General features: G+C 62.2%; 3 protein-coding genes. All 3 read right to left on the reverse strand.

The window, feature by feature from the left end; translation table 11 throughout:
* Positions 1-94: 94 nt before the first annotated feature.
* The 3 genes from AB4Y31_RS20665 to AB4Y31_RS20675 all read right to left on the reverse strand — a co-directional run bounded on the left by AB4Y31_RS20665 (position 95) and on the right by AB4Y31_RS20675 (position 12,536).
* Positions 95-823 (reverse strand): hypothetical protein, encoded by a 729-nt coding sequence (locus tag AB4Y31_RS20665; RefSeq protein WP_368675559.1) that lies wholly within the window; start codon positions 821-823, stop codon positions 95-97.
* Positions 820-11,559, reverse strand: a complete 10,740-nt coding sequence (locus AB4Y31_RS20670; protein ID WP_368675560.1) for a filamentous hemagglutinin N-terminal domain-containing protein — start codon at positions 11,557-11,559, stop codon at positions 820-822. The genes AB4Y31_RS20665 and AB4Y31_RS20670 overlap by 4 nt, the downstream gene beginning before the upstream one ends.
* A 137-nt stretch (positions 11,560-11,696) precedes the next feature.
* Complete coding sequence (locus AB4Y31_RS20675) at positions 11,697-12,536, reverse strand: peptidyl-prolyl cis-trans isomerase (protein ID WP_368675926.1); 840 nt, start codon at positions 12,534-12,536, stop codon at positions 11,697-11,699.
* Between the last annotated feature and the right edge of the window lie 11 nt (positions 12,537-12,547).

Genomic DNA, 12,547 nt, shown 5'->3' on the forward strand with positions numbered 1-12,547 from the left:
TTTCGACAATCGTCGGTGGAATCGTGGTTCCACCTGGAAACCCTGGCTTCCCAGCTCCAACCACTCTCACCCGCCGGCGGCACGTGCCTCCCGGCTAGACCACCTTCCCCGTCTCAGCGAAGCGGCGCTGAAGCTCCGGCAACGCCGAAATAATCTTCGCCAGGTCCTGCATGCGCTTTGGCGCCATCGTCTTGAAATCATCGCTCGCGTATCTTTCGACAAACTCAAAATTACCAAGGACGATAGCGGCAAGACAATGAATTATCCCGTCCATTTGTTCGTAAAAAGATCCCATCAGGCCAGCGTTTCCGATTCCCTTGTCCATCCACCGATACGTCATGGGCAGATGGCTAAGCAAAGCTTCTTCGCTCTCAAAGTTGAAATACCGCCCGAGATACTCGTTGCCGTCCGCCAAGACGCCGCGAAGGTAGTCGTAGGTCTGCTCTTGGGTGATGAAGTCCGCAGGCCAGTAGTTGGGTTCACCGTGCACTGTCGTAAACGGAACCTTGCGGGGATAGATCCGCTTGGGACTCGCAGGCCCACGATACTTCTCCGATTCCAACTGAAATTTGATCGACAACGTCCAAAACGGGTCTCGACCGAGAATCTCTTTGCAGAGACGAATGATCTTTTTGTTCCGTAGACCTGCAATGGGGGTAACCGAGCAACTTGGCTCATTGTTGAAGGTGAACCCTGGGCTGACAACCAGGTCCGTGTGCTTGAGCCCCTTGTTGACAAAGTCACCGGCCGAACTGAAAGCCCAGTCAGCCGTCTGTACAGCCACCTGACGACCTATGTCAAATATCTCTGTCTTGAATGTCATAGCGCTTTCGGACGAATAATTACGACAGGAGTAGGGGAAATCGGCCCTTGGACATTGGCATTTGCTGCGTTGCGTCCCGCGCCGGCAGCATTGCCGACGGAAGCGCTGGGGTAGACCGTCGCTTGGTTCGACGTCAAATTCCCTCCGCCAGTCTTCACCTCGACGATGACCTGCCCTGCGGAGTTTAGTGGAATCGACTGTAGAACGTTGCCGTTTAAGTCGGTCGCTACATATCCAGGAGGCACTTGCAGCGTCCCCCCCGAAGATCCTGTAACGGTGACGACCTGATCGGCCCGCGCGCGCACGGACTCGCCCGCGGCGTTGGCGGCATCCAACGTTACTTCTGGCTGGACGACCGCGCCTTGTTCGGCGAAGCCGTTGGCCACCTCGTTTACCGCAGCGTTGTGTGCCGCACGTGAGTTGGCCAATGTCTGCCCAGGCGTGCTCTGCCCTCCCTCCGTCGAATTCGCGGTGCCAGTGGTTTGAGTGTTTCCTTCCGAAAGCAATGCATCGGCGCCGTTGCCGATCGTGGTACCGATTTTTCGTCCCAGGCTTGCGCCGGCAGCCATTTCCTCCAGCGTCAACGGCAAGTTGCCGCCAACGGTCACTTCGTCGCCCACCAGCGAGGCGAAGAACGCGCTCGCGGCGCCCGCGAGAGCTCCCAATGCGCCAAGCTTCTTGCCACAGCCGTTCGGATCGTCACTCCCACATGTATTGTTTAACGTCTCATTTTCAGCAACGCTCGCTGCAGCGTCAGCATTTTGACCTAGTGCAGCTGCAACGCTCCCTCCTGCGAGCATCGATAGTGATGTGATCGCTGCCAACTGAGCGGAATTCGGATTACCTTGCCCCCCCGTAATACCGTACGCAATCGTTTCGGCCGAGGCGGCAGACACCGCCCCTCCGATCGCCCCCCCTGCGCATCCGGTACCCTGTGCCGCCGACAACACGCAGCCCAGCGCGGCATGGCTTGCTACATAGAGCGGATTGTTGATGTCCGGATGCCCGTTCGCTCCGTTGAATTCCGTACCGATCGCGGAGGCCCCGATGGCGCCGAGATCGCTGATTGCGCTGCCTTCCAGCGCCTGACCAAAGTCGGTTCCCTCGATAGTGCTTTCGGCCGTAGCAGTCACCACGCCGCGCTCGATCACCACCTTCAGTGCATTTCCAACGTCGGCGAGACCAACGGTCCCGTTCGCGATCTTGCTGCCGAATTGCTGAAGCGCTTGCGTGCTCGCCCCCATCGCCGCGAATGCACCCGCGGTAATAGCGCCGATCGCGCCAGCTTCTAGAATCTGTCCAAAATTGAAGCCTTGACCCGATGCGACTTGGCTGACCGCACTGCCGACCATCCCACCGAGCGCGCCGATCAGCACCGATCCGATCGACAGCTGGGTCATCACGACACCTGCGGCCGCCGCCGCGGCACCCGCCGTAACGATCGACGCGGCAATGGCAAGGGCTGCGACGACGAACGTCGGTAGGCCGCCCCCCTGTTTCACGAAGTCCGTATGCAGCTGATCGGTCAACGTCATCTGCGTGAAGTTGCCGCCCAGTTGCTGCTGAAGGGCCGCGAGCATCTGCTGCGTGCCCGCTTGATCGATCGTGCCGTCCGCGTTGAGCTTTTGTAGCGCGCCGCCGATCTGATTCAACGTCTGCACGTTCAGGTCCATGTTCGCCGCGCTCATGAACCCGCCCGGCTGGACCTCGGTGCCCGTCGTATCGACGTATCCGCCCTTGACCTTGCTCCAGATCTGCCCGATGTTGACCTGATTCGCCTCGTTCGTCAGCGTCGGCGTATCGACCTTCAATGTGTCCGAGGCAGTGATGGACCCCGTATTGAGAATGCTGCCCTGCCCGTTGCCCTCGAAGTTCAGCGTCACATCGGTGCCGATGATGTTGCCGCCCGCGGACAACGCGCTCGTCGTCGACGGTAGATACACCTGCGGCATCAACGCCGTGATCGTCGGGCACGTGGCTGGTCCCGTCGCCGTGCAACTCGGATCCGGGACCGTCTGCTCCACGTACCACAGCATCGGCTTGTCGAGCGCGGTGATTTGCGTCTGCGTCAACGCTTGCCCGAGCTGGAGGTCATTCGCCTCGGCATAGCTCAGCGCGTTCGCATAGAGGTAGGCCTTCTCCTGCTCCGTAACCGAGAGATTGCTCTTGCTGTCGTACGACAAGCCATCGACAAAGCTCGCCTTGCCCGTTTGCTGCAACGCCGCCTGTTGCAGCAACAGGTCCTCTTCCTGCGGGTTGTAGTAAAACAGCGTCGAGCTTGGCTGCAGCTTCGATGGCAGACTCGTCAGCAGCAACTGAGGTCCCACCATCGCGGTACTGCCCAGCGATTGATCGACGTACGATGCTTGCCCCGCAACCGGCGTCGATACCGTCCCCGCATGCGAGCTGAACAGGCTCGCTCCCTTGACGTTTACAGGGCTCAATGAGATGACTTGCGAAGGTGCATTTACACGCGGTGCGTAGGTGTTCGCCGTCGTGATGCCGTTGATGAGCTTTTGCCCCGTCAATGTCACCGACATGCCCAGCACGTTGCCTACGTTCTCAATCTGTCCACCCGAAGTAATCGACAGATTCGGCGCCTCGATTGTCGCCGCGATGTTGCCCACCGGTTGCGGCGGGTCGATCGTGCCGCCGACACTCGTATAGGCACTGCCATACAACGCCGTACATTCGGCCGCCGAGCCGCACGCCCAGATGTCGTGCGGCTTGTCCTTGCTGAACATGCCCGTTTCCTGCACCCAGTGGGAGTGCCAATAGGCGTTCAGCGTTTGTGCTTCGTTGACGACGGGGCCCGCGACGTTGATCGCCGCACTGGTGCCTGCCGAGATTAGGCTGCCGATATTCGCCAGGCTGCCTGCATTGATTTGTAGGTTGTTGCCCGCGCTGATCAGCGATGAGTTGCCCGATTGCTGATCGACGTAAGCCTCGCAGTAGCCTTGCTTATACCCACCCGAGGTCATGCAGCCCGTGTACTCCTCCTTCGTCCCATAGTTCTGATGAACCGATACGGGCGGCGGCAAAGTGTTGGTGAGTGCGCCGGAAACGTTCAACGTGACGTTATTGCCAGCAACGATGGTCCCCGAGGTGTTGGTCAAGCCTTGCGCGGGCGTCGTGGAGCTGGCCGTCGTGCCAACCCCTCCGATTACGACATCGTGCCCGGCCAGCAGTGTCCCGTACGTATTGCTAACTTGCCCCGCCGCAATCACCAGATCGTTACCTGCAACGATCGTGGCGTTTTGCTGCTGATAGCTGAATGTCGTCGTGCTTGCGCCGCTACGCATGCCGTAGCCGTAGAATGCGCATTGCACGGTAGTCGCGTCTGGCGTGCAGCCGGGCTGCGTCGATGTCGAGGAAAGCTGTGAGCCCTGGTTGGTGAAACTCTGCGTGCCGGACGCATTGAAGTTCCGGCCTGCATAGATGATCCCCGCGTTGACGACATTCCCGCCCGACACGTTCAGGTCGCGGCCGGCGAGAAGCGTGCCTTGTTGCCCGAAGCTCGTTGCCGAGCCGCTTGACGACGGTGCGGCGACCGAGGCGTTGATCGTCGCCGTCGATTCCATCTCGCTGAACGCGACATTCGCCAGTCCGATCGTGCCGAATGCATTCAACTGGGCGAGAAAGGTGTTGAGCTGGCCTTGATCAATTTGATCGACGACCTGCGTGGATACGTTGCCGAGCGTGCCATTGTTGAGCGACTGGAGATTCAGGTTGACGTCTAGCCCCGCCGATACGACGCCCGCCGCGTTCGAGAGCGAAGCCGTGCTGATGTTGACACTTCCGCCGGCCATGATTGTGCCGGCTGTTCCAGCCGCCTGCGAGGTGATCGTGCGCTCGATTTCTGGCAGCGCGATCGTTTCGTATCCGTATTGACCTGGCGTCAGCTTCGACCCGACCTGCACCGTCGGATCGGGATAGCAATCAGTCGCCATATCGCACGTGCCAGGCGCGTTGGTCTGTACATCGATGACGCCATTCGCCCAGTCCGGCCCGAGGTCCGCAAAAGTCGCATTCCTCGGCGTGATCACCAAGCCGCCACAGCCATCGCCCCCCCCGCCGCAACGCGTGGCGCGCCCGTACCGGGTGCCAATTATGAGAGGGTTATAGAGCGCCTCGTCCGCCGACGCCGCAATCATCTGCACCTGCGTCTGCATCGCGCCAGCCGTCGCATCGTTGATGACGGCGCCTGCGCTGAGGGTGACGTTCCCGTTCGCGGTTATCATGCCGGCTTGGTTGTACACCGTGCCACCGGTCTGGATCAAGATGTTGCCGTTTGCCTGTGTCGTTGCACTCTGATTGTCGTAATTCCCCCCGCCGTTGAAAGCGATGTCGCCAGCGCTTTCGACCGTACCGCGATTCGTTACACTGCCATTGAGGCTGAGCGTGCTGCCGGCATGCATCACCGCATTGGCGACGTTGTAAAGCGAACCGTTGAAGGTGACGTCGTTGCCAATGACCTGGCCGTAGTTCGTGAACGTGCCATTCGTCGAAATCGTGAGCGGCGCGGTACCTGTCATCGTGCCGGTGTTGGTGATGCCGTTGATCCCGTCAACCGAAACGCTTTGGCCACCGTAATTCCACATGCTCCCGACGTTGATAGAACCCGCCGTAATCGACAGCTGACCGCCTTGGCTGATCGTCCCCTGCGACGGATCGAGCGCGGCATTGACCGCGCCGAGCGTCAGATTGCGCTGGGCCAACAGTTGTCCGCCTGCGTTCGCGAATGCGCTGCCGCCACCATTAATCGTGATCGACAAGTCCCCCGTCGCGCCCGTCGGCGAATTCGGGTCGCCCGCGAAGATGAGCCCGTTCTGGTTGTTCAGCGCTCCTGCATTGATCGTCAGCGCGTTGACGCCCATCAGCGAGCCACCGCTGTTATTCAGGGTGCCGCCTACATTGACAGACGTCGTCTTGCCGTTGACGAGGCCGGCGTTCGTGAAGTTCGTCGCGCTAATCGTCGTTGTACTAGTCGAAGCAAGCGACGCATTGGCCGCGTTGGTAATGGAAGGTGCTGAAACGTTGAGTGCACCTCCGGCCAGCACATTGCTTGCGTTATAGAGTCCGTTCTGCGACGTAAGGGTTGCATTTCCAACGACATCAACCGCACTGCCCACAAGCGACAACTGATTCGACGCCTGCGCATTCAACGTTCCGCCCACGATCGCATTGCCGAGCGTCACGTTCGTGCCACTCATCTGCAAGTTTTGCGATGACACGATCGACGACTGACTCGCGTCAAGCGTGCCTTGCGCGGCGACAGCAATGCTCTTCGAGCCGCTTTGCGAGCCCGACAGCGTGACGTTGCCTCCCGTCAGCGAGAATTCGCCAGCCACCACGCTCGTGCCGCTCAGCGTGAGCGTCTTGCCTGCCGTCAACGTCGTATCGCCGTTCGACGACACGCCCGCGATATTGACGTTGCCGTGCTTTCCAGTGACGGTCACCTTCCCGGCGGACGACACACCTCCCGTTACCGAAGCGTCGTTGGTCGCAGTGAGCTGAACATCGCCGCCGGATTGCAACTGGCCATTGAACGCGATACTCCCCGCAGTCGATTTCGCTGTGACGTTACCGACTGCCGTCGTTGCACCGAACGACATATCGTCCACCGACGTGGCCGTCAACTGCCCAGCACCCTGTACGCCGCCTAGCGTCAAGCCGGCACCGGATGTTAGCGCGATATCGTTGCCGAACGTGAGCGAGCCCCCGCCGCTGATCGCGCCGCCCGCCGTGATCGTCGCGACACCGAGCCCATAGAAGGCATTCGTCAGCGACATCGCGGTGCCCGAGGTCAGCGTCGTATTGCCGTTGATCAGGCCACCCGCCAACGCAAGTGGTCCGCCCGCGCTGGCATTCAGATTGCCAACCGTGGTGACAGCACCGGTCACGCCAAGGTTGCCGATCGTCGCGGTCAGCGTGGTGTCGGCGTTCGTCGAGATGTCGCCGTTCACCGTTAGATTGCGACCCGCCGACACGGTCAATGCGTCGCCCGTCTTCACGGTCGAACTGAGCGTTGCGTCACGCGTAGCCGTGATGCCGGTCTCACCGCCCGACGCCATTGCACCGCCCACGGTAAGATCGCCCGTTCCGTCGAGACCTTGCGCTTGCAGTGTAACGGTCCCACCAGCGTTGATTAGGCCCGTCGATAAGCTGTTGCCCGCCGTGCCGGAAAGATTGGCGTTTGTCTTCAGGTTGCCGGTCTTGATGCTGCCGTTTGCCGCCGTCATTGACAGCGCGCCACCCGCTGTCACGTCGGAGGTCGTCGCATTGCGCCTCGCGGCGATCGTCGCCGCTCCAATGCCGTTGGCGGCTCCAGTCACGCTTAGGTCGCGGGCCGCTTGCAGGATCAAATTACCCATCGACGTCGCCGCGCCGCCGATCATCACATCGCCTTGGCCCGCGAGGCCGAACGCCTTCACGCTCAGGTCGCCCGTTGTCGATTGCACCGTACCGAGACCGGCGTTGTTCAGGCCGATCACGCTCACGCTTGCGCCTTGCAGCGATCCGGTCAAGGCAACATTGTTGGTCGCCGCCAGCGTCGCGGCCTGTGCGAACGCTGCCGAGCCCGCTCCCGTGATGTCTTGGCCTGCCGTCAAGGTACCTGCGGCCTGACCGGCGAGAGACCCGGTCAGTTGAACGTTGTTGCCTGCCTGAACATTGACCGCACCTAAGGCGTTTGTCTGTCCGCCGAGGATCGTGTCCAGGCCCGAGGTGATGTTCAGCGCACCCGAGGTCGCTGCAGTACCCGTGAGCGATGCCGTCCCGCTCGTCGCGGTGATGTTCAGGTCGGAAGCCGATTGCACGCCGCCCGTGATCGTGAGGTTGCGCGTTGCTGTGAGTGCGACCATCGAGCCACCGCCCAGCGAACCGTTGACGATTGCATCTCGCGCAGCAGTGATCGTGACGTCGCCCGGCGCCGTAGCCGTGCCCGCAATGGAGGCATCGCCATTGCCGGCATTGCCGTTGGCCGTCAAGGACAGCGTCGTTGCGGACGTGACGTTATTCAGCGCCGCGCTGTCGCCCCCCGCCGCTTGAACCGAATTTGCCTGCAAGGCGCCGATCAGCGAAATGTCGCGTTGCGCAGTCAGCACGGCCGCAGCCGAAAACGCCTGCGTGCCCGGGCCGGTGATGTCTTGCCCAGCACTGACGTAGCCGTTGCTTTGACTGACGAGCGTGCCGTTCAGGACCGCATTGCGTCCCGCCGTGAGCGTCATGTCGCCCACCGAGGTCGTGCTCGCACCGAGCGACAGGTCTAGCCACGTCGCAATTGACAGCTTTGCGCCGCTATTGATGCCGCCCGTCGCATTCACGCTGCCGAACTGCGCGTTGAGCGCGGTGTCGCCTACCGATTCGATCGCACCGGCCACGTTGATGTCGTTCAGCGCCGCGACGCCGATCGTCGAACCGGCCGCCAGCTTGCCGTTGCTGCCGATCGTGACATTGCCGAGCGCGGTCGCCGTGATGCCTTGCGCGGCGGACACCGCGCCATTGACCGTGAGGTCACCCAAGCTGCTCGTGCCGGCGTTCAAGGTGACAGTGGTTGCCGACTGTACGTTGTTCAGCGCCATGTTGCCGCCGGCCGATGCCTGCACGCTCTGCCCTTGTATCAGCCCGCTTTGCGCAACATCCGCCGCGGCGTTTAGGACTGCCGACTGTTGAAACCCGAGCGATCCGTTTCCGATGATGTCGCGGCCCGCCGTCAGGTACCCGTTGCCTTGGCCGTTCAACGTACCTGTGACGTTGACATCGCGCCCGCTTTGCAACGTGGTATCGAGCGTCACCGTCGTCGTGCCGCTGACGTTGACATCGCGCCCCGCCGTCATGTTCACATTGGCGCCGCCGACGAGCGTGCCTGTCACGCTCAGGTCACTGCTGGCCGCCATGGCGATGTTGGAGCCGGCCTGCACGTTGGCGAACGTGCCTGAGCCGCCCGCGGTCGTCTGAATCGTCGCGCCGCGCAGCGAGCCAGTGAGCGTGGTATCTCCAACCGAGGCGAGGCTCGCGTTCAGACCGAACGCAAGCGAGGCCGCGCCCGAGATCGCCCCGCCGGCCGTGACCGTGCCGTTGCCCTGGCTCACGATCGTGCCGTTCATGGTGACGTTCTGACCCGCCGTCAACGAGAGATCACCCAATGTCGACGTGGCGCCGGTTCCTAGATCGATCGACTGCGCGGCGTTGGCCGTGAGATTCCCGCCCGACTGAATCGTGCCGGTGCTCGCTAACGATCCGGTCGTGTTCGAGAGCGTCATATCGCCGTTGGACGTCAACGTCCCCGCGATAGTCGTATCCGTCGCCGCCGCGATACCCAGCGTACCAGCCGTCTTCAGCGTGCCGTTCACAGCAACGGCGCCAGCCGCGTTCAGGGCGCCGCTCGAAAGCGATGCGACGGTCCCATTGACGGCGATGTCGCCGCTGCCCGCCGTCCCCGTCGTCGTTATGGCCAATGCACCGTTGGCCTGCACGTCGTTCAGCGCGATGGCATCGTTGGCGGTCAGCGTGACGTTGTTGCCTTGCAGCGCACCAGTGACGGAGATGTTGTTGCCGGCGGTGGCGGTCACATCCTTCGTAAATCCGCTGGTGCCGGCTAGCGTCACGTCGTGTCCCGCCGTCAGCGTGCCGTTGCCCTTGTCGGCGAACGTACCGGCGATCGTCACGTCGCTCCCTGCACTGAGACTCGTATCGCCGACCGCGTTCGTCGTGCCGGTCAACGCCACGTTCTGTGCGGCCTGTGCTGCGAGCGCACCACCGCTAGTGATCGATCCCGTCGAGTTGACGCTGCCGGTCGACGCGGTCATCGACAGATCGCCGACCGATTGAAGCGTTCCCCAGCTTGCGACCGTGATGTTGCCTTGCGCCGTCACGGCGGTGTGCGCCCCGCCGGCCATCGTTCCATTGACAACCACATCGCCCGCAGCCCGAACGGTCGCATCGCCCACTGAGGCCGCGTTACCGTTGAACGTCACGTTGCCGTTGCCGGCCGAGCCGTTAGCCACCACCCCAAACGCGCCACCCGCCTGTACGTCGGCGAACGTCGCGCTGTTGGCAGCATTGACCTGTAGGTCATTGGCAAGGAGCTTCCCGCTCAGATTGACGTCATGGCCGCTCGCCATCGTTCCGCTTTGCCCGAACGCAATGGAGCCGCTACCGGTGATGTCGCCCTGTGTGGTCACGATTCCGTTCTGCTGAACGATGACGACTCCCGGTACATCGAAGGTACCGCTGGTGATCGTGGCATCGGTGCCGGTCAGCAGCGAACCGGACACGTTGAACGCACCGCCGACGGCTGCGTCAAATGCCTTCCCGCTGGCGAGCGAGCCAGTCAAGGCAACGTCCTGCCCAGCCGAAAGCGTAATGTTGTTGACCGCTGTCGTCTGAGCAGAGATGGTGACGCTGTGCCCCGCCACAACCGACAGGTCGGCATTCGACTTCACTGTTCCGGTTGAGACGACATCGCCCTGCGCGCTGACCTCGTAGTTGCCGGCGCTGAGCCCCGCCCCGGTCGTCGTCAAATCGCCATTCGACGACAACGTCAAATCCCCCGCTGTGGCCGAGAGCGCCGCATCGCTGCGCACGCCCATGCCCGCCGGCGTCGCGACGATCGCGATCTGACCAGCCGTCATCGCCCCATACGCCGTCGCGTCGATCGCGTAGCCCTGGTTCACGTTGCCGATCGCCGCCGCCGTATTCGCGCTGCCGTTCGCGCTCGTGCCGTATGTCGTGCTGCCCGTCGTTGCATCGACTACGGTCGGCGTCACGCGTTGATCGCCCGCGATCACATTGATACGCGTGCCCGCATAGAGCGGCGCGTTGATGCCGATCGTCTCGCCGATCAAATCGATCGTGCCGACCGTGCCCTCGATGCCAGCGCCCGGGCCGTTCACGCCCGCGTTGCCTTCGATCTGAATGTGGCCGCCCGTCACGTCATAGGCGAGCGCCTCGCCGTTCGTGAAGTCGGTTTGCGTACCGCCAACACTGGTCAGAAACTGCGGCGTGCCGGTGGTGAGCGTCACCCCGACCGTATTGGTGAAGCCGGCGCCGCGCACGGCGATGCCGTTCGGGTTCGCGATGACAACCGTAGCCGGCGCGCCGAAGACTTCCAACGGCCCCGCCAGCACGCTCGCATAGCTCGGCCCACTCGAAGTGACCTGATTGACAATCACGCTGGCCGTGCGTCCGTTCAGGTTCGGATTCGCCGATACGTTGCCGCCCGTGAGCGTCGTGCCGCCTTGCAGACTGTTGTTCAGAATCAGCCCGACTGCATCGATGTTGAAGCTTTGATATTGATTGAGCGAGATGCCGGCCTGATTGGGCGTGGCAATGTTTACGACGGGCACGCCGCCGCCCGAGCCAGTCGACTGCGTGATTTGCGGCCGGAACGTGATCGGCGCGGTCGGATCGACGATCGGCGTGGCCTCGGCCGCGTTCATGGCAAAGCGGATGCGTAGCGAGGCGAGGTCCTGGATCGTGCGCCACGCCTCGTCATCCAGGCGATGGCTGCCGGCAGCAAGCACACCCGCGGCATCGCGGCCTGTCTCGACCGTGACCGTGATCGGCCCAACGAACAGCGTCGCCGCGACGAATGCGCTCAGCACGCGTTGCCACGAGCGATAGCGGCGCTCGCCCGCCTCGGTCGCAGTCAACCCCGTCATCCCTCGCAGCCCGTCACGCGCCATCCGTGCGCGTTCCAGTTGCGACCAGATACCCCGCTTTGCCTTGTTCATTTCTTCTTCTCGATCGTTGTTGATTTTTGTCGAGCCGATCATGTGCCGGTGGCCTACCGGCGGCGCATCGGATGGAGTTCGCACTCCTTAGCGATTCATCTCTCCGATGCGCAAGTCCTACAAGCTCAATGCCACGCTCACTGCTCGATATGCGCGCTCTTGACGAGCTCGGTCACCACCTGCGCCGTCGCCTTCGCCAACGCCACTTGCTCGAGCTCCTTACGCAACGAATCCTTCGTTTGATCGAACGTCGGAACCTGCGTCTTGCGCACCTGGTCGGCGCGCAGAATCCAATACGCTTCCCCGACCTGTATCGGCGCACTCGATACCGCACCTTGCGGCAGCTTCACGATCGCCTCCGCAAGCGGCTGCGGCCAGTTCTGCGTCTGCCCCGCGACGATCGGGGTCTTGAACGATACCCAATTGAGCACACCACCTTGCGCGGCGTTCGGACCTTGGCTGTACTGCTTGGCGAGCTGCGCAAAATCACCACCCTTCTTCAACTGATCGAGAATCGTCTTGGCCGTCGCCTCGTCTTTCACGGCGATCGCACTTGCCTTGTATTCGTTTTCGCCGAGAGACGCGACGATCGAGTCATACCTGGCCTTCACGTCGGCATCGGTAACCGGTGCAGGCTTCACCGCATCGCGCAGATACGCCTGCATCATCGCCGCGGTCTTTGCCTGCTCGACGATCGCTTGCACATCGGCGTGCGTCTCATAGTGCTGCTTCTGCGCCGCCTGACGGAAAAGCTCGCGAGCGATGAGCTGGTTCTTCAGGGACGCACGCAGGGCCGGCGTATCCGGCTGCCCGGTCGCGCGGACAGCGGCATCGAGATCCGATTGCTGAATCGACACACTATTCACTCGCGCAATCACGCCCGATGGCAACGCTCCACTCGCCCCGATCGCCGCCTGTGCCGTCGCCGGCTCCTGCGCGGACTTCTTCGCGGCAAACGTTGTCGTCGTTGCGCTCATCAACGACAAGA

Source organism: Trinickia sp. EG282A, from assembly GCF_040965455.1.
Classification (GTDB): domain Bacteria; phylum Pseudomonadota; class Gammaproteobacteria; order Burkholderiales; family Burkholderiaceae; genus Trinickia; species Trinickia symbiotica.